At 70.8% G+C, this 20,334-nt stretch carries 21 protein-coding genes; 2 read left to right on the top strand and 19 right to left on the bottom strand.

Going from position 1 to position 20,334, the window contains the following annotated elements; genetic code table 11:
• Positions 1–58 precede the first annotated feature (58 nt).
• The 7 genes from ACFYW7_RS22110 to ACFYW7_RS22080 form a co-directional block, all read right to left on the bottom strand.
• Positions 59–487 (bottom strand): hypothetical protein, encoded by a 429-nt coding sequence (locus tag ACFYW7_RS22110; protein ID WP_362397100.1) that lies wholly within the window; start codon positions 485–487, stop codon positions 59–61.
• Between the two features lie 4 nt (positions 488–491).
• Entirely contained in the window at positions 492–914 is a 423-nt protein-coding gene (locus tag ACFYW7_RS22105) for a roadblock/LC7 domain-containing protein (RefSeq protein ID WP_389504869.1), read from the bottom strand.
• Positions 915–967: 53 nt separating this feature from the next.
• The gene (locus tag ACFYW7_RS22100) at positions 968–2,332 is read right to left on the bottom strand and encodes a hypothetical protein (RefSeq protein ID WP_389504867.1); all 1,365 of its coding nucleotides are present in this window, start codon (positions 2,330–2,332) and stop codon (positions 968–970) included.
• A gap of 343 nt (positions 2,333–2,675) precedes the next feature.
• Positions 2,676–4,097, bottom strand: a complete 1,422-nt coding sequence (locus ACFYW7_RS22095; protein WP_389504865.1) for an AI-2E family transporter — start codon at positions 4,095–4,097, stop codon at positions 2,676–2,678.
• A 136-nt stretch (positions 4,098–4,233) separates the two neighbouring features.
• Complete coding sequence (locus tag ACFYW7_RS22090; RefSeq protein WP_389504863.1) at positions 4,234–4,935, bottom strand: transglycosylase SLT domain-containing protein; 702 nt, start codon at positions 4,933–4,935, stop codon at positions 4,234–4,236.
• A gap of 428 nt (positions 4,936–5,363) precedes the next feature.
• Positions 5,364–6,689 (bottom strand): PhoH family protein, encoded by a 1,326-nt coding sequence (locus tag ACFYW7_RS22085; RefSeq protein ID WP_389504861.1) that lies wholly within the window; start codon positions 6,687–6,689, stop codon positions 5,364–5,366.
• Positions 6,690–7,009: 320 nt separating this feature from the next.
• Positions 7,010–7,783, bottom strand: coding sequence for an isoprenyl transferase (locus ACFYW7_RS22080; protein ID WP_389504859.1), 774 nt, complete (start codon positions 7,781–7,783; stop codon positions 7,010–7,012).
• A gap of 651 nt (positions 7,784–8,434) precedes the next feature.
• Between ACFYW7_RS22080 and ACFYW7_RS22075 the strand changes: the two genes are divergently transcribed.
• Both ACFYW7_RS22075 and ACFYW7_RS22070 read left to right on the top strand, forming a co-directional pair.
• The gene (locus ACFYW7_RS22075) at positions 8,435–8,779 is read left to right on the top strand and encodes a DUF192 domain-containing protein (protein ID WP_389504857.1); all 345 of its coding nucleotides are present in this window, start codon (positions 8,435–8,437) and stop codon (positions 8,777–8,779) included.
• A 449-nt stretch (positions 8,780–9,228) separates the two neighbouring features.
• Positions 9,229–9,741, top strand: a complete 513-nt coding sequence (locus ACFYW7_RS22070; protein ID WP_389504855.1) for a DinB family protein — start codon at positions 9,229–9,231, stop codon at positions 9,739–9,741.
• Positions 9,742–9,810: 69 nt separating this feature from the next.
• Here ACFYW7_RS22070 and ACFYW7_RS22065 read toward each other — a convergent pair whose 3' ends face one another.
• The 12 genes from ACFYW7_RS22065 to ACFYW7_RS22010 all read right to left on the bottom strand — a co-directional run bounded on the left by ACFYW7_RS22065 (position 9,811) and on the right by ACFYW7_RS22010 (position 20,329).
• On the bottom strand, positions 9,811–10,404 hold the full coding sequence (locus ACFYW7_RS22065; RefSeq protein WP_389504853.1) for a dihydrofolate reductase family protein: 594 nt from the start codon (positions 10,402–10,404) through the stop codon (positions 9,811–9,813).
• Between the two features lie 85 nt (positions 10,405–10,489).
• On the bottom strand, positions 10,490–11,131 hold the full coding sequence (locus ACFYW7_RS22060) for an OmpA family protein (protein ID WP_389504852.1): 642 nt from the start codon (positions 11,129–11,131) through the stop codon (positions 10,490–10,492).
• 3 nt (positions 11,132–11,134) lie between these two features.
• Positions 11,135–11,728 (bottom strand): hypothetical protein, encoded by a 594-nt coding sequence (locus ACFYW7_RS22055; protein ID WP_389504849.1) that lies wholly within the window; start codon positions 11,726–11,728, stop codon positions 11,135–11,137.
• Positions 11,729–11,743: 15 nt separating this feature from the next.
• A complete protein-coding gene (locus ACFYW7_RS22050; RefSeq protein ID WP_389505570.1) occupies positions 11,744–12,352 on the bottom strand; it encodes a pilus assembly protein TadG-related protein in 609 nt (202 codons plus the stop codon).
• Positions 12,349–12,534, bottom strand: coding sequence for a hypothetical protein (locus ACFYW7_RS22045; protein ID WP_389505568.1), 186 nt, complete (start codon positions 12,532–12,534; stop codon positions 12,349–12,351). Before ACFYW7_RS22045 ends, ACFYW7_RS22050 begins: the two co-directional genes overlap by 4 nt.
• Positions 12,535–12,663: 129 nt before the next feature.
• Complete coding sequence (locus ACFYW7_RS22040; protein ID WP_389504846.1) at positions 12,664–13,395, bottom strand: response regulator; 732 nt, start codon at positions 13,393–13,395, stop codon at positions 12,664–12,666.
• Positions 13,388–14,818 (bottom strand): sensor histidine kinase, encoded by a 1,431-nt coding sequence (locus tag ACFYW7_RS22035; protein ID WP_389504844.1) that lies wholly within the window; start codon positions 14,816–14,818, stop codon positions 13,388–13,390. Before ACFYW7_RS22035 ends, ACFYW7_RS22040 begins: the two co-directional genes overlap by 8 nt.
• Positions 14,819–14,967: 149 nt before the next feature.
• The gene (locus ACFYW7_RS22030) at positions 14,968–15,861 is read right to left on the bottom strand and encodes a DUF5936 domain-containing protein (RefSeq protein WP_389504842.1); all 894 of its coding nucleotides are present in this window, start codon (positions 15,859–15,861) and stop codon (positions 14,968–14,970) included.
• Between the two features lie 10 nt (positions 15,862–15,871).
• On the bottom strand, positions 15,872–16,813 hold the full coding sequence (locus ACFYW7_RS22025; protein ID WP_389504840.1) for a type II secretion system F family protein: 942 nt from the start codon (positions 16,811–16,813) through the stop codon (positions 15,872–15,874).
• 28 nt (positions 16,814–16,841) lie between these two features.
• Positions 16,842–18,182 (bottom strand): CpaF family protein, encoded by a 1,341-nt coding sequence (locus tag ACFYW7_RS22020; protein ID WP_389504837.1) that lies wholly within the window; start codon positions 18,180–18,182, stop codon positions 16,842–16,844.
• Between the two features lie 18 nt (positions 18,183–18,200).
• Positions 18,201–18,641 carry a TadE/TadG family type IV pilus assembly protein gene (locus ACFYW7_RS22015; RefSeq protein WP_389505566.1) on the bottom strand — a complete coding sequence of 147 codons (441 nt, stop codon included), beginning with the start codon at positions 18,639–18,641 and terminating at the stop codon, positions 18,201–18,203.
• A gap of 68 nt (positions 18,642–18,709) precedes the next feature.
• The gene (locus ACFYW7_RS22010) at positions 18,710–20,329 is read right to left on the bottom strand and encodes a CpaE family protein (protein ID WP_389504835.1); all 1,620 of its coding nucleotides are present in this window, start codon (positions 20,327–20,329) and stop codon (positions 18,710–18,712) included.
• Positions 20,330–20,334: the final 5 nt, after the last annotated feature.

The raw sequence follows: 20,334 nt of genomic DNA, 5'->3' as shown, positions 1-20,334 counted from the left end.
CGCGTCACGCGCCACCCACCGGTGGCCCTCCCCGCCGGGGAGGGCCACCGGTTCGCGTTCAGAGGCTGTATTCCTTCACCACGCGCCGGACCTGGGCGAAGAGCATGCCCACGTTGACCGCCTTGCGACAGACGACCACGGCGACCACGTCCTGCGTGTCGTTCATGCGTACGAACAGATGGGTGAGGTTGTCGCTGTTGACGAGGATCTCCTGGAAGAAGTGCGCGTCGGACTCGATGCCGCGGCGTTCCTTGAAGACGTCCTCGATCATCTGGACCGTGCGCCCCTGGAACAGGTCGAGGGTCGCGCCCGCGAGCAGGTCCAGCACCTCCGGCGGATGGTTGTCGACGGTCTCGTACGAGAGCAGCATCCCGGTCGACATGTCGACCGCACCGGAGGCGAGGCAGTCCGGCGCGTCGGTGCGCAGTGATTTGACCAGGCCCATGATCTGGTCGGAGAACCCCGGCGTCATTCGCTTGCTGGCCATGTCGTCATACCCCTTCGGTCGCGGTTTCGGGCACGGCTCCGACGAGCGGTTCCGGGTCGGTGCCGGTGAGGATCGCTTCGATGCGACCGAGGGCCGGCCGGGTCCGCTCGTGGAGCCGTTCGATGTCGAGGCCCTCGTCGCCGAGGACGATCATCAGCGCGGTGTCGCCGACCGCGTAGAAGGCCGCGAGGCCCTGGCTGCCGTACGTCACTGTCTGTCGGAACGTGCCCCTGCCGGTCACGGCGGTGGCGCGGCGCGCGATGCCGAGGCCCGCGGCGGCGATCGCGGCGAGGCTCTCGGGGTCGATGATGTCGGCGGTGTCCGCCGCGATGAGCATTCCGTCGGCGGCCGCCACCGCCGTATCCGTGATTCCGGGCACCTGTTCCCGGAGGCCCCTCATTTCCCTGGCCAGTGCCTCGTGATTCATTCGGTGAACTCCCTGGTTATCGGACGCGTTTGATCGATGACAGGTATGCGGATTCAGGTGCTGGAGTCCGGCGCCCAGATTCGGTGCCGGAGACGGAAGAACCCTTTCCAGCTCGCCTCGGCCCTTTCGGGGGCGAGAGTTTCGGTGATTCCGCTCGCGCCGGGTTCCCGGCGCGGCAGGGACGGTGCGTTCGCGCCGGGTTCCCGGCGGGGCAGTGACGGAACGGGGGCGCCGACGCCGGCCCCCGCGTCGCGCTCCGCTGCCCGGCCGGGCTCCGGGGCGGAACCGAGCACCGACGCCAGGCCGAACTCCGGGGCCAGGCTGGGCTCCGGGACAGGGCCGGGCTCCGAGTCCGGGGCAGGTCCGGGCTCCGGGTCCGGGCGCGGTTCTGGGCCGGAATCCGGCGCCGGGACGGAGTCCGGAACCGGGCCGGACTCCGAAGTCGGGGCGGAGTCCGGGGGCGGCACAGGCTCCGGCGTCGGGGTGGAGTCCGGGGGCGGAGTGGGGTCCGGGGATGGGGTGGGGTCCTGGTCGGATGGGGCTGTCGGGGTGGACTCCGGTACCGGCGCAGGATCCCGGGGGGCTGGGTCCTCGGGGGATGCCGTGGGGGGCTGGGGCGAGGACTCGGTGGGGTCCGTCGTGGCGGGCGGCCGCTGCCGGAGCGTTCCGCTCGGCGGGACCCGCACGGTGACCTCGGTGGCCGGGCCGGGCTTCTCCGGCAGTTCCAGCAGACCCTCGCCGAGCATGCGGGCCATCCCCACCGTCACGGTGTAGGCGCCGAGGCCGGTCGCGAAGGCGATGTCACGGGCGGTCCGCCGGCCGTCCGCGTGGGCCAGTAACTCCCTCTGCGGGGCGGGCAGTCGGTCGCGGACCTCGTCCGGCAGCACGGCGGCGGGCACGGGCCGTTCACGGTCCGGCCGTACGGGCCGCGGCAGGGCGGCGACGGCGGCCAGCTTCCTCGCCGCGTCCTGCAGCAACCGCCCCGGGGCCTCCCCGAGTTCGACCGGCGCGTACGGCTCGAAGGCGGCGTCCAGCGGGTCGCACGCCTCCACGTCGCCCGCCACGACGGCGAACGCCGCGTCCTGCATGGCCATCATGCAGACGACCCGCAACTGCGCGGCCCCCGCGTACCCGTGCGCGATCAGCCCGGCCTCCGGCCAACGGGTGCCCCCGCCCTCCCGGAGCAGTTCGGCCCACTGCTCGCCGCTGATCCGGCCGGAGCGCAGCAACCGCGCCTCGGGACCGGGGGCGCCCGGACTCTCGACGGCGACGACGCAGCCGTCCCGGAGATGGAAGACTCCCCCGGGTGTTCCGGACACGCGCAGTTTCCCCGTCGCCAGCGTGCCCTGGCATTCGCTCAGCGCGTTCGACAGCAGGTCGTATCCGACCCTGCCAAGGGAATCCCGAATGCCCGCCATCACTCCCCTTGGAACTTCCGGCACTTCGCACTGATGCCTGACTCGTCACACCGAGGGGTCATGTGTACCAGTCGGGGCGCATATTCCAGCGAAAGTCGCACTACCTGACGGAAGTTGAGATTTCTCGCTTGCCGTTGGGCCTCATCGGTCGTTCGAATGACCGACTCTGTACGGGGGTTCGGGCTTTCGGGCCGACACTCCTACGGGCGGCGGACAGAACGTCTGCTCGGGCGGCCGTGCGTACGCCGGGACCCGCCCGGACCTTCGGAGCCCCGCTCACCTGGGGGTGAGCGGGGCTCCGGTCATGCTGGTTCCCGGCGGCGGCACGACCGGGGAGGAATCCCTACGGTGTCAGGCGCTGGGCCGGGGAGGCGTCCAGCGCGGTGGCGCCCCGGGGTTCGGGGGCATGGCGCAGGTCCGCCTCCCGCGCGTACGAACGCAGGTAGGCGACGACGGTGTTGGTCACCGCGACCAGCGGGACCGCGACGACCGCTCCGCCGATGCCGGCGACCATGCCGCCCGCGGCGACCGAGAGGACCACCGCGAGGGGATGGACGCGGACCGCTCGGCCGAGGATGAACGGCTGGAGGATGTGCCCCTCGATCTGCTGGACGGCGAGGACCACGGCGAGGGTCATGACGGCGACGAAGACGCCCTGGGTCACCAGCGCGACCACCACCGCCAGCGCCCCGGAGATCACCGCGCCCACCAGCGGGATGAACGCGCCGAGGAAGATGAACACGGCGAGCGGCACGGCCATCGGGACCTTGAGGAAGTAGATGCCCAGACCGATGAAGGTCGCGTCGATCAGAGCGACTATCACCGTGCCCCGGACGTAGGCCGTGAGGGTGCGCCACGCCCGCGGGCCCGCGCCCGCGACGCCGGGCCGGGCGGCGGCCGGGACGAGCTTGAGCGACCACTCCCAGATCCGCTTGCCGTCGTAGAGCAGGAAGAGGGTCGAGAACATCGTGAGCAGGATGCCGGTGAGGGCCTCGACGATCACGGTGACGCCCTGGAGGCCCGCCGAGGTGATCTGATCGGTGTTCGCGCCGACCGCCTCGCGGAGGTTCTTGGCGATCTCGTTGATCTGTTTGTCCGTCACGTGGAACGGGCCCTTGAGGAGCCATTTGCGCAGCTCGTCGATGCCGTCCTGGATCTGGCCGGAGAGGTTGTCGATGTTCTCCTGGACCTGCCAGACCACGAACCAGCCGACCAGCCCCATGATGACGAAGCCGAGGATCGCGGTGAGCGCGGTGGCGAGCCCGCGCGGTACCCCGTAACCGGTCAGCCAGGCCACCGTCGGCTGGAGCAGCGCGGTGATGAGCAGCGCGGCCACGAAGGCCAGCACCACCAGTTGCACGGCGCTGATGACCCGCATCAGCACCCAGACGGTGCCCGCGAGGATGAGCAGCCGCCAGCCGGCCTCGGCTGCGACGCGCACGCCCCACGGCACGGCGAGGGTGGGGTCGGGACGGTGCGGCGTCAGCACGTCCACGGCCGGTGCGGCCTGCACGGCCGTCTCCTCGGAGGGGCGCTGGACCGGGAGCGCGGACGGCTCGGTGTCGGTCTCCCGGCCGTCCGGGGGCTCGGGCGCCGCCGAAGGGGTGCCGGACGGGCCGGCCTGCGCACGCACGTGGGGAACGCCGTCGTCACCGAGGGCGCCCTGGGACTCCAGCTCGACCTCGGCGCGGCGTTCGTCCAACCGCTCTCCCAGCTCGGTGAGTCCGGCTCCGAGCCGGCCGAGCCATCCTGGTACTCGCGACATGATGCGTCCTCTTCCCCCGCTGCTCCCCACCACTCCCCCCAGGAGTCGTCGGGTCCGACCGTACATGGCCGAAGCCCCTCCCCCTAGGACGGGGAGGGGCTTCGGAAGGTTGAGCGGCCGGCGTGCGGCATGCGGCTCAGTACCAGTGGTTGGCCTGCCAGAACGACCAGGCCTCACACGGGCTGCCGTAACGGCCGTCCATGTAGCTGAGACCCCACTTGATCTGCGTGGCGGGGTTCGTCTGCCAGTCGGAGCCGACCGAGGACATCTTGGAGCCGGGCAGGGCCTGGAAGAGACCGTAGGCACCGGAGGAGGCGTTGACCGCCTTGTAGTTCCAGCTGGATTCGTGGTTCACGATGTTGCTGAAGCACTGGAACTGGGCACTCGGAACCATCTGGCGCGCCATGGCCTGGATCTGAGCGACGGTGTACGAGGACTGGACGGAGAAGCTGGAGGCGTCACGGGTCGCCGAGCGGCTGGCCGCCTTCTTGGCCTCCTCGCGCTCCTTGGCTTCCTTCTCGGCCTTCTCCTCCGCAGCCTGCTGCTTCGCGACGGCGTCGCCGGCAGCCTGCTTGCGGGCAGCGGCCTCCGCGTCCTTCTTGGCGCTCGCGTCGGCGGCGATGGCCTGCGCGTCCGCCTGCTGCGTCAGGGACGCGGTCTGCACCTGGGCCTGCTGGCCTGCAGGTATGTCAGCGAGGAGAGTCGAGTCGCTCGCCGTCGCCTCGGCATCGATCGAGGGCTGGGCGACGCTGCCCGAGGCAACTCCAACGACACTTCCGACAGCGGTGACCGCGGTGGCCGAAGCCACTGCGAATCCCCGGACCGAGATCCGGCTCACACGGGTTTCCTTCCAGCATCGCCCGCTTAGGTGACCCTCGCGGACGCAATCGTGCCCCTCGGCGCTGGCCTCCCAACTGCGGGGTCACGGGAGGCACGGGCCCGGTGGGCAACTCCCGCTCGGGGAGCGCCACGTGGTGCGCGGGCGGCATACGACGGCTCTATGGAGTTCTGAGGTTCCGGTGCTGCGGTACGGCTGGGGGTACAGCTGTGTCGTATGCGGGGCCTGACAGGAGTGAGACTCTAGCCGTTCCCCCGCGCCGCAAGGCAATTTCGCATCGAGTGTGAAAGCTCACACCTCGTTTGCCTCAACTGTTTCCAGGAAACCTGAGCGCAGCAAGACGCCGCCCGGCTAGGATTTTCACCTTTGCCGGACGGCGCCAACCAACATGCATCCACCACCCTTTGACCAGGTGGGGACAGTCGGGATCAGATCTGCCCGTCCTCCAGCATTTCGGTCACGAGTGCCGCAATCTGGGACCTCTCGGAACGATTCAGCGTGACATGCGCGAAGAGCGGATGGCCCTTCAATTTCTCGACGACGGCGACCACTCCGTCATATCGGCCGACACGCAGATTGTCTCTCTGCGCCACGTCGTGGGTCAGGACGACCCGCGAATTGGCACCGATCCTGGACAGAACGGTCAACAGGACGTTCCGCTCCAGGGACTGGGCCTCGTCCACGATCACGAACGCGTCGTGCAGCGAGCGGCCGCGGATGTGCGTGAGCGGCAGGACCTCCAGCATGCCGCGCGCGGTGACCTCCTCGATGACCTCGCGGCTGGTGACCGCGGAGAGCGTGTCGAAGACCGCCTGGGCCCAGGGGCTCATCTTCTCGGACTCGGAACCGGGCAGATAGCCGAGTTCCTGCCCGCCCACCGCGTACAGCGGCCGGAAGACCATCACCTTCTGGTGCTGGCGGCGTTCGAGGACGGCCTCCAGGCCCGCGCAGAGCGCGAGCGCGGACTTGCCGGTGCCGGCCCGGCCGCCCATCGACACGATCCCGATGTCCGGGTCGAGCAGCAGATCGAGCGCGATGCGCTGCTCGGCGCTGCGGCCCTTGATGCCGAACACCTCGCGGTCGCCGCGCACGAGCCGGACGTTCCCCTCGGGAGTGACGCGGCCGAGGGCCTTGCCACGCTCCGACTGGATCATCAGCCCCGTGTGCACGGGCAGGTCCGCCGCTTCGGCGGCGTAGACGCATCCCTCCTCGAAGAGGACGTCCACCTGCTCGCCGGGCAGGGTCAGTTCGGACATTCCGGTCCATCCGGAAGAACCCGTGATGGCGAGTTCCGCGCGGTACTCCTCGGCGAGGAGGCCCACCGAGGACGCCTTGATCCTGAGCGGCAGGTCCTTCGAGACGACGGTGACGTCGTATCCCTCGGCCTGGAGGTTGCGGGCGACCGCGAGGATGCGGGAGTCGTTGTCCCCGAGGCGATACCCGCTGGGCAGGACGCTGGGGTCCGAGTGGTTGAGCTCGACGCGAACCGTCCCGCCGAGGTCCCCGACGGGAATCGGGGAGTCGAGGCGGCCGTGCCGGACCCGGAACTCGTCGAGCAGGCGCAGTGCCTGCCGGGCGAAGTAGCCGAGTTCGGGATGGTGCCGCTTGGCCTCCAGCTCCGTGACCACGACGATCGGGAGCACCACTTCATGCTCGTCGAAGCGGCTCAGGGCGTTGGGATCGGCCAGCAGGACGCTGGTGTCGAGAACATAGGTGCGCCGGTCTGGCTTACGGCGCTTTGTGCTGGTCACCACGGAAGGACGTACCCCCTCGGATGAGGTCGGGGAGCGACGAAGGAGATCTGGACCGGTTCGCGGCGCCGATGCACGGGCCGAGAACCGGCCCTCCGCTTCGTCCGTACTGACCGCACGGTCGGGCTGGTGCAAAGGGCCTCCCGGGCGGACGGCCCCGTGCCGTCCGCTGAGATCCGACACCCGTGGTTCGGGTGTCGACCTGCAAGGCTTATGCCCTCGAACGAGCCAAGCCATGCCACGGCATATGACGGCGCGTTCGTTAACTCCCGATGACGTACGTCCCCTCAGGGTGCCCCGGGTGACGCGGGGCACCCCGGTGTTCAGCCTCCGTAACGGCGGTGTCGCGCCGCGTAGTCGCGCAGGGCGCGCAGGAAATCGACCTTGCGGAAGGCCGGCCAGAAGACTTCGCAGAAGTAGTACTCGGAGTGAGCGGTCTGCCAGAGCATGAATCCGGACAGTCGCTGCTCGCCGCTGGTGCGGATCACCAGGTCCGGATCGGGCTGGGCACCGGTGTAGAGGTGCTTGCCGATGAGGTCCACGTCGACGCGTTCCGCGAGGTCCTCCAGGGAGGTGCCCTTCTCGCCGGCGTCGAGGATCATCGCGCGCACGGCGTCGGCGATCTCCTGGCGGCCGCCGTAGCCGATGGCGACGTTGACGACTATCCCCTCGACATGGGCGGTGGCCTCCTCGGCCTCCTTGAGGGTCGACTGCATCCCGGACGGCAGGATGTCCCGGGTGCCGACGTGGTGCACACGCCAGCGGCCGTCGGCGGCCAGGGTGCGGACGACGCCCTCGATGATGCCGAGCAGCGGGCCGAGTTCCTCCTGCGGCCGGTCGAAGTTGTCGGTGGACAGCAGCCACAGGGTGACGACCTCGACATCGGTCTCGGAGCACCAGCCGAGGAATTCCTCGATCTTGTCGGCTCCGGCCCGATGGCCCTGGGCGGTGGTGGAACCCGCCGCCTTCGCCCAGCGGCGGTTGCCGTCCATGATGACCCCGATGTGCTTGGGCACCTGGTCGTGGTCGAGGTGGCCTTCCACCCTGCGTGCATAGAACCTGACCAGCAGACGGCGCAGGTTGTCGCGCAAGGTCACGTGTTGTCAGCCCCTCCGTGCGAATCGGACAGACGCGCCCGAGCACAGTCCCTGTCCATATGGCGGTCCCCCGGGGCGAAGCCTACCTCTGCAAAACTTCGGGGCCGCCGAGGGGGGCTCGGCCCCCGGCAGGGACGGCTCTCCGGCGTGGACGGCTCCCGACGGAGCGGCACGTCCGGGCAGGCGCCACGTCCGGCGGGTGGGCGACTCCGGGCACGATCCCCCGGCCGGACAGCACCGAGTCACCGGAATCCGCCGCCACGGGCCGCGGCCGGTCCGGGGGGGGCGCACGGGGGCGCCTGTCGGGCGGGCCGTCACGGGCACAAAAAACGGGCCGGTCCGTGGGGGGGAGACGGACCGGCCCGAGGGGGGGTTTCCACCATAACCCTTCGTAAGTGATGCTGCGCGCATCCGCGTGCCACAACTACTCTCCGGAGTCGCCCGGCGACGCCGAGATGGGCCCGGAACCATCGATTCCGGGCCTGATCATGGCCGGATCACAGCTGATTCAAAGGGAATCGCGGAGGATCGGGAGAGATCCAATGGGTCTGCACCCACTCGTGGGGTGTGGCTCCGACTTGTCCCGACGTCCTCCGGGAGGGTGACGCGCGTGGCGCGCCGCCGCTTGACGCCACCGCTAACTTCGCAGCCATGGCCACCTTCACGACGGACACCACGGAGGGGACGCGCGAGCCGGTGCCCCTGGAGGTCGCCGCGACGGCACGGGCCCGACGGCGCGGGCTGCTCGGGCGGGCGGGGATCGAGGGCGCGCTGCTGCTGACACCGGCGAACTCGGTGCACACACTGGGGATGCGCTTCGCGATCGACGTCGCCTATCTGGACCGGTCGTCGCGGGTCCTGGCGGTGCGCACGATGCGTCCGGGGCGACTGGGGCTGCCGAGGCCCCGCTCCCGGCGGGTCCTGGAGTCGGAGGCCGGGACGATGGAACGGTGGGGAGTGCGGCGCGGGACGCGGGTCATCGTCCAGGAGGACTGACGTCACGTCACCACGCAAGGCGGCACCGCGCAGCCCCCTCCGCTGCGCGGTGCCACACGCACAGCTTTGCTGACGCGAATTACCTTGGCCTGAACCTACGTGAGCCGACCGGACGGGGCGACATCCTCTCGATAACGATGTGGACAACCCGTGCAGATTCGCGGCGGACGGCCCGGAACACCGCCCGGTTCACGCCCCGTTCCCGTCCGCCATCCGGACGGGACATCTCACCCAGAGCGCCCTTCATCGGTCGGTTTTCGGTCAATCGCCCCAGACCCGCTTCGGCCGCCCCCGCACGCCGCACGGCACCCCCTCCTGACCGCCCCCGCGGCTCACCGCCGCGTTCCGCGGGCGACGACGAACGAGTGCCTCCGCCTCCCGCCGGCGGCGAGGAGCCGGGCCTTCGGAACCCGGCCGGCGCTGTCGGTGGCCACTGCTACGTTCCGGACATGACTGCGAATCCGGAAAGCGCGCCGACGCCCTACACCAGCGGAGAGAAGCAGACCCTTCACGAGAGTCTCGACTGGCATCGGGACGCCGTGCTGTGGAAGCTCGAGGGCCTGGACGACGAGCAGGTCAGAAGAGTGATGACGCCGTCGGGCACCAACCTGCTCGGGCTGGTGAAGCACCTGGCCTCGGTCGAGTACGGCTGGTTCCGCACGACCTTCGGGCGCGAGGTGGAACCGCTGTGGTTCGACCCGTTCTCCGAGGAGGACATGAGCGCGGGCCAGGGCGAGACGACGGAGCAGATCGTCGAGTTCTACGGCCGGGCCCGCGCCGCCTCCGACCGGACCATCACCGAGCTGGGGCTCGACGACACGGGCACGTCGGGGCACGGCCGCACGGTCTCACTGCGCTGGGTGCTGGTCCACATGATCGAGGAGACGGCACGGCACGCCGGCCACATGGACATCCTGCGGGAGCTGATCGACGGGGCGACGGGGGATCACCAGCCGGGCTGACCAGCGGGGTGAGCGGCCGGGCCGACCGGGATGACCGATCGGCCCGGCGCCGGCAAGGGGCACCCGGTCTCACTCGCCGGCGGGCCCCGTGGCGTCGCCGGCCGCGTCGCGTTCGTAGCGCAGGAGGACGACGCCGTTGCCGAACTCCCGCGTCCCGACGAGCCGCAGCCCGGTCAGCGCCTCGGAGTCGGGGAAGAGGGGCTTGCCCCGCCCGATGAGCACGGGGTGCACGTAGATCCGGAACTCGTCCACGAGGTCGTGCCGCAGGAACGTGGCGGCGAGGTCCGCGCCGCCGAGGCAGAGGTCGCCGCCCGGCTGCTCCTTGAGCGCCCGGATCTCCTCGGGCACGACCTCCCGGACGATGGTGGTGTGCCAGTCGGCGTGCTGGAGTGTCCGCGAGAACACCACCTTGGGGATGTTCCGCCAGATCCCGGCGAACTCGGTCATCTCCGGACCGGCCTCCGGGTCCTTGTCTGCGTTCGGCCAGTACGCGGCCATGAGTTCGTGCGTCACCCGCCCGCTGAGCAGGGCGCCGAACGTCCGGATCTCGTCGTTGAAGTGCTGGTGCAGCTCGGCGTCGACCTGATGCCAGTCGATCTCCTGGTTCGGGCCCTCGATGAAACCGTCGAGAGACACCGAACTCATCAACACGATCTTCCTCATGACGGACTCCAGCGACCTCGTGCGCGACCGATTCGTCCGAGGCATGCTGCCAGGCGACCCGGCCCTGGAGAAGGTGACGCGCTCGTCAGGCCTTGCTCCCCGCGGCCGAGCCCCTCGGGAAGGTCACCTCCACGCGCCGGTTCTTGCGGCGGCCCTGTTCGGAGGTGTTGTCGGCGATCGGGTAGTCCTCGCTGTAGCCGCGCACCTCGAAGGTGATGTCCGTCGAGCCGAGCGCGGCGGCCAGCCGGTCGTGGACCTGCTCCGCGCGCTTCTTCGAGAGGGCCAGGCCGTGCGCGTACGAGCCGAGGTTGTCGGTGAAGCCGAAGACGCGGACGGTCGTCGCTTTCTGGGCCTTGATCTCGTCCGCGATCGCCTGGATACGGGACTGGGCGTCCGGGTTGAGCTTCGAGCTGTCCTTGGGGAACAGCACCTCGGCCTGGAGCGCGAACGTCACGTCCGAGTTGGTGTCCTCCCGGCGCTCCTCTCCCCCGAGGTCCTCCACGACCGACTTGATGTCCAGCACCTTGGCGGGCGCCAGCGTCGCGCCGTCGGCGAGCTTGAGGCCGGGGCTGTTGGCGTCGACGTCGGGGGGCGGGGAGGTGGTGACGCTGCCGGGCGGGGCGCTGGGGTCGCCGTCGTCCGCGTGGGCGGGACCCGGAAGACCGAGGGTGATCAGCACGGCGAGGGCCGTGAACGTCGTCGCGGCCGCGCGGGAGGGGAGGGCCATGGCTCAGCCCTCGGAGATCTCGATGGAGGCGGGGGGCATCGAGCCGACCTGGAAGTCGACGGCGGTGGTGTCGGCGGGGGGTGCGGGGAACTGGGCGAACCATTGGGTGGTCGCGCCCTGACGGACGCCGCCGGTGAACTGCGTGCAGAGACAGCGGCCCGAGGTGTCCCGGAGGATGAAGTACCGCTTCTTGCCCTTCTGGTCGATCAAGCTGGCACCGGCGATGGATGCCCCGTTCTTCGACAACTCGCGCTCGTCGCCACGCCAGTTCGCCGCGATCCAGGTGTTGTCCGTATTGTTCGTGACCGTACCTTCGACGGTCACGAAGCCCCCTTGGTCACGCTTGGCGGACGTGACCGTCAAGGTCAGGCCGTTCTCCCCCTTGACCTCGGCAAGGACCGCCTCGGGTTCCGGCGTCCGAGACTCCGCCTTGCCGCCATCACTACTGCTCCTTGCGGCAGCGGACGGGGAAGACCCCCGGTCATCGGACTTCCCATCACCTCCCCCACCACAGCCCGCCACTGTGAGAAGTAGCCCCACAGTGATCGCCACCGCGCTCAGGGCCCTACGGCCCTTCATCGTGTGCCGAAAGTCCATCGGTGCGGCTTCCTCTCACTCGGCCAGGTGCACGGAGAAGAGCACCGACGCGTCCGGTAGGTCGTCCGGGTCGAAGTGTCCGGGGTCGATGTCCACGATCTCCCCGTCGCAGTCGAGTTCGACGGGCTTGTCTGCATCCGCGGCCGGATCGAAATCGCAACGCGGCTGGATCACAGCGATCGCATGGGCCTTCGCCTGCATGCCCTCCGTGCCGGGAATGATCGACTCGCCGACGGTGTAGTTGGTCTGGATGTCGGCCTGGAATCCCGGGTAGCCGTTCCTTCTGACGAACTGCATGCCCTGGAGAGTGGAGTCGTTCTCCCCGGCCAACTGCTGTGCCGCCGCGGCGGCTCCGGCCCCGGGTACCTCTTGGTCGCCGTCGAGCCAGTCCAGCCAGTCGTCGTCATGGCCGATGGCGCCTTCCAGGCGGGCCATCAGCTCGTCCCGGGTGTCCTGCGCGGCCGCCAACGCGGCGGCGTCCGCCGCGGATTGAGCTCCATTCCGGGCGGACGCTGCTTGAGCGAAGACGAAGAAGGCAACGGCAGAGAAGAGCAGAATCCCCGTCAACCAAATGTAGATGGGGAGAGTCTGACCCCGGTCGCTTCGTGATTGAACGAGGGTCAGCCGCCGATGACGTCGTTGACCGCGTTGAGAATCGCCGTCGAGATCAGCCCGTCCAAGCCGAGACTGTCGATCAACGTGAAGATCCCCGCAATGATGATCATCAGGCCCGCGTACTCCACGAAGCCCGCCCCCGCGTCCCGGCCCTTGCCCCGCATCCGGGAGACCACGGTTGTTGTCCACATGGTGAAGCCGCTCATCAGCACTGCCCTCCCGCTCGACGCCACTTACGACCCGAGCACCGTACGTGAGAGGCCGCCTACTCCGAGTGGGCCCAGGGGCCCAACTTCCCTGGCGGGGAAGGAGGGACGGAGTCATCGGGTCCACCCTTCCTGGGCCGTGCCCAGCCAGCGGGCGATCGCTTCGCTGCGCGAGGTGCTGTGCAGCTTCGCGAAGATCCGGTTGATGTGGTTCTTGACGGTCTTCTCGGTGATGAAGCAGGTGGCGGCGATCTGGCGGTTGTTCATGCCGGCGGCGATGAGGTCCATCACCTCCACCTCCCTTGAACTCAGGCCGAAGTCGGGCTGGTTGAGCGTGCGGCGGTGAAGTCCCGCCATCGGTACGGGCCCGACCTCCGACGACTGTGACACAGATGGTTGCAGCTGCGAAGAGGATGCGGTCGGTTGGTGCGAAAGTCCGAGTGAATCCGGGACAGCCGGGCGCCCGGCGCGAACGTCCCGCACGGCGGCGATCAGTTCGGGCGCCGTGAACTCACCATGGACGAGATAGCCGGCCGCGCCTTTGCGCAGGGCTTCCGCCACGACCTCGGGTTCGCGGCTGTATGTCAGCATCATCACCGGGGCGATCCTGGACAGTTCGGGCAGCGCGGTGAGACCGTCCGTGCCCGGCATGCGGACGTCGAGGAGGACCACGTCCGGCACGAGGCGGGCGGCGCAGGCCAGCGCCTCCTCGCCGTCCCGGGCCGCCGCGACGACCACGATGTCGGGGTGCGCGTCAAGGAGCGCGCCCAGTCCGGCTCGTACGACCGGGTTGTCGTCGGCCACGAGTACGCGCAGGGGCGGGCCGGAAAGTGCCTGTTCAGGCATGTGCGGCCTCCTCTTGGAGAGTGGGGGAAGCGGGAAGGGGCGCCGCCGGGAGCGGAAGCGTCAGACGGATCTCGGCGCCTCCCCGCGGGGATCGGTCCAGGGCGATGAGGCCGCCGAGACAGGCGGCCCGTTCCGTCATGCCGAGCAGGCCGAAATGGCCGGATCTCGTCCAGGCGGCCAGTGCGGCGGGGGTCGCCGGGGTCGGCAGCCCCACTCCGTCGTCCCTTACGCACAGCGCGAACTCGACCGCCGATACGTCGATTTCGACCGTCACTCCGTTCGCGCCCGCGTGCCGGTGGGCGTTCTCCAGGGCCTCGGACACGATCGCCAGGACGTGGTGCGCCGCGGCGCTGGGGAGAACCGGGTCCGCGCCCCGGTGCCGTACGGCGACGGGAAGGCGGGTGCGGGACTCGAAACACGCGGCGAGGGAGGCGAGTTCGGCGAGGAGTTCGGTGTCCGGGGCCGTCAGGTCCGTGTGGCGGCGCAGGTCCGACAGCAGGGTGCGGGACTCGGCGGCCGCGACGCGGGCCGCGTCGGCAACGGCCGTCGCCTGCCGTTTGAGCGTCGGGGGATCCGCGTCGTCCGCCGACGCGGCCAGCGCCTCAGCCGCCAGCGCGAGCCCGTAAAGCGTCTTGGCCACCGAGTCGTGCATCTCGCGTGCCAGGCGCGCCCGTTCGGACTCCACGGCCTCCGCCACGGCGAGGCGGGAGGTGGCCTCCGAGAGCGCCTGACTGGCCGTGCCGAAGCGGAACATCAGGTTGCGCAGGGTGACCCCGATGACGCCCGCCCCGACGCAGAAGCCCGCGATGAGGAGGGTGTTCGCGCCCGCGCCCGGCCGGTGCTCCCAGGCCCGGAACACCGTCAGCAGGACGATGAGCTGGAGCCCGGTGAAGACGCCCGCGCCGCGCCAGCCGTACAACAGGCCCGTCAGGAGCGGGGTGCAGACGGTCGCGTAGGCGAGGGGGGAGGCCGGGGACGCGGTCAGGAGCAGGACCGCGCCGAAGGTGAGGTCGAGGGCCATCAGGGTCGGGTGGGCGAGGAGGCGGGGCCCGAAACGGTCCCAGTCCCTGAGCATGGCGTAGGAGCCCATGACGCCGAGGACGGCCGCGGCGAGGACCGCGTAGCGCGGGGGGCCGTCCGTCGCGTTCGTCATCGCGAACGGGGCGCCGATCGCGATGGCCGCGAGGCGGACGCCGAAGGCCTGACGGCACAGGGCCTGCAGGGCGTTGAGCTGGAGGCGGATGCCGCCGGGGGCCGGGGCGTCGTCCGCGAGATAGCCGGTGCGCCGATCGCGGGATCGGCGCCGGGCCGACCCGGGTCCGAGCCGCTCCCCCAGTCGTTCCCTCAGCCGTCGCACGAGCCGGTGCGCACGCCGCAGCCGGCTCGTCCGCCCCGGCCGGTTCGCCGATTCCAGCCGGTTCACCGGCTCCAGCCGTTGTCCTTGGCCTTCTTCCTGACCCTGACCCTGACCCTGACCGCGGCCAGGGCCCCGGCTTTGGCCCTGGCCGAGTGAGGAGGGCCGCTGTCCGCTGTCGGCACCGATCCGCGCGTACCTGTGCCTGAGGCTGTCCATCAGCGCCCCAGGATCGAGCCGAAGTTCGTCCCCGAGCCCAGGAACATGCCCGTCGCGATCAGGATCATCGTCGCCGGGAGCATGAAGACGAGCGTGACCATCGTGGCCTTGGGGATGGTCTTGGCGGCGCGGCGGCGGGCGTTCTGGGCGTCGGTGCGGCGCATGTCGGTGGCGAGCTGGATGAGGGTCTCGGCGATCGGGGAGCCGAGTTCCTCGCCCTGCTGGAGGGCCGAGACGAACTGGGCTACCTGTTCGGAGGAGTTGCGCCTGCGGAGTTCGTCGAAGGCCTGCCGGCGGCTGACGCCCATGTCCATCTGGCGCAGGGTGATGCGCAGTTCGTCGGCCCAGGGCCCCTCGTACTTCTCGGCGACGCGGTCCAGTGCCTGGCGGAAGCCGAGGCCCGCCGAGACGACGACCGCGAGGACGTCGAGGAAGTCGGGCAGGGTGCGGTCGATGACCTCCTTGCGTTCGCGGACGGCCTGCCAGATGGCGGCGTCCGCGGCGACCAGGCCGAAGGCGAGGGTGAGCACGGCGAAGAGGAGCTGGCCGTTGGAGAGGAAGACGAGGCCGAGGACGACGCCGAAGACGCCGTACACGGCACGGCGGGCCGCGTAGCGGTTCAGGGTCAGACCGCCGGGGTTGCCCGCCATGTCGATGCGGCGGCGTTTGGCGTCCACCCGCCGGGGGCCCATCAGGCGCAGGACGGTCGGCGCGAAGCGCATGCCGAGGCGGTCGACGGCCGAGTCAGCGGCGGAGACCCGGGTGCCGCCGACCTCCAGCGCGAGCGCGAGGTCGCTGGGGAGCCTGGCATCGGCACGGATCATCCGGACGCCCAGGAGGACGCCCGCGACGCCCGCGCCCATCAGGACGGCGAGCAGCAGTGGCGGCAACATGACCCCTCCCTCACACTTCGATCTTGCCGAGCCGGCGGATGACGAAGAAGCCCACGGTGTAGAGGCCGAGGGCCAGCAGGACCAGGCCCTGGCCGAGCGGGGAGCCGGTGACCCGGGCGAGGGCTCCCTCGTTCGAGGAGTTGATCAGGACGAGGGAGCCGATGCCGAGGAAGGGGACCGTGAAAGCGGTCGCGTTGACCTCGGAGAGCATCGTGCGGACCTCGCGCCGGGTCTCCTTGCGGTCCTCCAGGGTCTGGGTGAGGTTGCGCAGGGAGCTGACCACGGAGCCGCCCGCCTTGTTGGCGAGGACGAGGGTGGTGACCAGGACGATCAGCTCGCGGGACGGCAGCCGTTCGGAGAGCTCGCCGAGGGCGTCGTCGATGGTGCGGCCCAGCATCAACTGGTCCGCCACGTGCGCGAGTTCCTCGCCGGCCGGGGCCTCCAGCTCCTCCGCGGCCATGGCCAGCGCCGTGCGCAGGGCCAGGCCCGCCGCCGTCGCGTTCGCCAGCAGGCGTGCCACGTCCGGGAGCTGGTTGATGAAGGCCTCGATGCGCTTCTGGCGCTGCCAGTTGAGGAAGAAGGCCGCGCTCCACACGCCGAGGACGCCCGCGATCGGGCCGAAGAAGGGGGCGAGCGTCGCGGCGGCGATCAGCCACAGGGCGATGACGACCGCGGTGACGTAGGTGGCGAACTCGCCCGCCGTGAGGTCGAGTCCGGTGGCCGACAGGCGCAGGTGGATCGTGCGGCCGAGGCGGGTGCGACGCAGCCGGCGGTCGATGCCCGCGAAGCGGCGCACCCGGCCGGACGCCGTGCGGAGCGGGCCGCCGCCGGCGAGCCGGTCGACGAGGGCCTGGCGCTGGGCGCGGCCCGAGGCGTAGGAGTGCACGCCTGCGACGGCGAGGGTGCCGCCGAGGACGGTCCCGCCGAGCGCGAGGAGGGCGGGGTCGTTCATGACTGCCTGCCTTCGGAGATGGGGGGCGTCATCCGATCGCCTGCCTCGGGTTGAGCACGTCGATGGCCTCGGTGACGCCGAAGGCGGGCGGCAGCGGCTCGTTGGCGACGTACAGCTTCTCCGCGATCGGGCGTGGCAGCGGGAGGTGCTCGAAGTGGCCCCGGACGACACGGTCGGGGCCGACCGGGCGGGGTACGAAGCGGGTCACCGGGACGACGCGGAACTGTTCGCGGCCGTGCGACACGAGGAGCGCGATCTCCGTGACCTTGCGGGAGCCGTCGGCGCCCCGGGACAGCTGGACGACGACGTCCACGGCGGAGTTGATCTGGTCCTTGAGCGCCTCGAAGGGGATCTGCACCTCGGACATCGAGCCGAGGGTCTGGAGGCGCATGAGGGCGTCCTCCGCGGAGTTAGCGTGGACGGTGGCGAGCGAGCCGTCGTGGCCGGTCGACATGGCCTGGAGCATGTCGAGGGTCTCGCCGCCGCGGACCTCGCCGACGATGATGCGGTCGGGGCGCATGCGCAGCGAGTTGCGGACCAGGTCGCGGATGGTGATCTGTCCCTTGCCCTCCACGTTCGGGGGGCGGGACTCGAGGCGGATGACGTGATCCTGCTGGAGCTGGAGTTCGGCGGAGTCCTCGATGGTGATGATGCGCTCGTGGGACGGGATCAGGCCGGAGAGCGCGTTCAGGAGGGTGGTCTTGCCGCTGCCGGTGCCGCCGCTGACGATGACGTTGAAGCGGGCGCGGACGAAGGCCGCGAGCAGCATGAGCATCTGCTCGTCGAGCGAACCGAGTCCGATCAGCTCCGGGAGCGTGTACGCGCGGGGGAAGCGGCGGATGGTGAGGGTGGGGCCGGTCAGGGCGAGCGGCGGGATGATGACGTTGACGCGCTCGCCGGTGGGCAGGCGGGCGTCGACCATCGGGTTGGACTCGTCGACGCGGCGGTTGACCGTCGAGACGATGCGTTCGATGGTCTGCATGAGCTGCTCGCCGGACGCGAAGCGGAGCGGGAGCTGTTCGACCCGGCCGGCTCGTTCCACGAAGATCGAGTCCGGTCCGTTGACCATGATCTCGGTGATCGAGGCGTCGGCGAGGAGCGGTTCGAGGACGCCGAGCCCGAGGGCCTCGTCGACCACCCGGCGGATCAGCTGGGAGCGTTCGGCGGTGGAGAGGACCGGGCCCTCGCGGCTGATGATGTGGCCGAGGACCCGTTCGAGACGGACCCGGCGTTCGGCGGCCGCCAGGCTGGACATCTCGGCGAGGTCGATCTCCTCGAGGAGTTTCGCGCGGTAGACCGCGACGAGGTGTCCGTCCTCTCGGTCGGGTCCCCCCTCGTCGGGGGCCGCGATACGGGAACGCAGGCTCATGGTGTCGGCTCCTCCCGGTCAGTCGTCGGTGGGCATGGTGACGCGGCGGGACACGGGGTAGGGGCCGAGAAAGGGGATGACGCCGGGGACGGTGACCTGGACGGTGGCGGTGGTCAGGTCGGACCCCGGCCCTCCCTCCGGCGACACCTGCGGGTCGAGCCAGCCGCTCACGGCGGCCTGTCCGGCCGCCGTCCCGTCGCCTCCCTGGGACTGGACCCGCGCGGCGGCCCGTGCCCCGGAACCGGCCTGGTTGACGCCGTACCCGATGAGGCCGAGCTGGACGGCGGCCATGCCGACGAGCAGCAGGATGGGCAGGAACCCGGTGAACTCCAGGATGGAGACGCCCCGGTCGCCGCGGAGTCGGCGCGTGGCCCGGAGGCCGCCTGAGCGGCCGGGCCGGGCCGCGGTCCGCGGCCGGGCCGCCGAGCGGGGCCGGACCACCGTGCCGGGCCGCCGGATCACGGCTCGGAGACCGCGCGTGGCACCGGGCCCACTCGTGGCACGGAACGCGCGCCGGAGGTGCGGCCTCATCCGTCGTCCCCCTCCAGCGCCGCGCCCGCGCTTCCGCTCACGTGCCAGCCGGCGTCGAACCCCGGGAAGAACAGCGGGACGTCCACGTCGACGGTCGCCTTCATGACGGAGCCGGCCGGACCGCAGCTGATGTCGGCGCCGCTCCACGCCCCCGGCAGATGTCCGCTCCCCGCCGCCGCGCACGCGCCCGCGACGTCACCGTTGACCGCGTACGCGGCGGTGGCGGCCCGGGCGGCCTCGTCCGCCGCGTTCCCGGCCAGCGAGTACGAGTAGCCGTACAGCACGCACTGCCACAGGATCGTCATGACGACGAGCAGCAGCGGGAACATCCCGGCGAATTCGAGGGTGACCGCGCCCCGGTCGCCACCCCGTCGCCGCGCAGCCGTCGCGCCCCGGTCCGACGGGGAGGTCTTACGGCGCCGGCCGCCGCCCCCGCCTTCCTGGGGGACCACGAGACCCAGCTCGCCCGCCAGTGCCCACAGCGCCTGCTTGACGGTGGAGCGGGCGTCCAGGTCCTGCAACCGCCCCGCGTCGACGACCGACTGGAGTTCCTTGAAGGCGGCGGGGACCGTGGAGCGGGCGACCTTGGTGCCGGTGACGCGTTCGACGAGGGACGGCTGGATCTCCGTACCTCGGCCGAAGCGGTTCACCACCGTCGTGGTCTCCTCGGCCTTGCGGATCTGGAGGCGGTCCCACATGCGGACCATGCGTTTGGCGGCGCGGACGGCGATGACGTCGGGGGTGACGAGGAGCAGTGCCTGGTCGGCCATTTCGACGGCCGCCGCGGTCGCCGCGTTCATCTGGGAGCCGCAGTCGACGACCACCACGTCGTGGCGGGAGCGCAGCGCGCCGAGCACCTGGCGGGCCACGCGGTCGGTGACCTCCTCGCCGCGTTCGCCCTCGGCGGGGGCGAGGAGCAGCGCGATGCCGCTGTCGTGGGTGTAGGCGGCGTCCTGGAGGACGCGGGGGGTGATGTCGCTGATGGCGGCCAGGTCGGCCACCGACCGGCGGAACTGCACGTCGAGGTACGAGGCCACGTCCCCGGACTGGAGGTCCAGGTCGAGCAGCGCCACGTTGTGGCCGGAGGCCTTCGCGGCGAGGGCGAGCTGGACCGCGGTGACGGTCGCGCCGACGCCGCCCTTCGCGCCGGTCACGGTGACGACGGTGCCGCCGGGGCCCGCGTACAGCTCGGGCGCGCCGCTGTGCAGGTGGCGGCGCATGCCGACGGACCAGGCGGCGGCGGCCTGGACGCGCTCGGCGAGGGCGTCGTAGCCCAGCGGCAGGCCGATGATGCCGCGGGCGCCGGAGTCCATGGCGGCGGTCAGGACGCCGGTGCTGGCGTCGGCGGTGATGAGCACGACGCCGACGGCCGGGAAGCGCATCACCAGGTCGCGTATCAGGTCCAACGCCGGTACGGGGCCGATGCGTTCGTGGACCAGGACCACTTCGGGCAGCTCGTCGAGGGATTCGGCGGCGAGGCGTGCGAGGGTGTCGAGGAGGGCGGTCGAGTCGGGGACGGGCGGGGCGGGTTCGGTGTCGGCGAGCTGGCTCAGCAGGGTGGTCAGCGCGCGGGCCGAGTCGATGTCGCCGACGGCGGGAAGGATGCGGACGGTCATAGGCC

The sequence above is a fragment of the Streptomyces sp. NPDC002580 genome (genome assembly GCF_042889485.1).
In the GTDB taxonomy this organism is placed as follows: Bacteria; Actinomycetota; Actinomycetes; order Streptomycetales; family Streptomycetaceae; genus Streptomyces.
The sequence above is the reverse complement of the archived record's forward strand: the minus strand, read 5'-3'. Positions and strand labels throughout refer to the sequence as shown.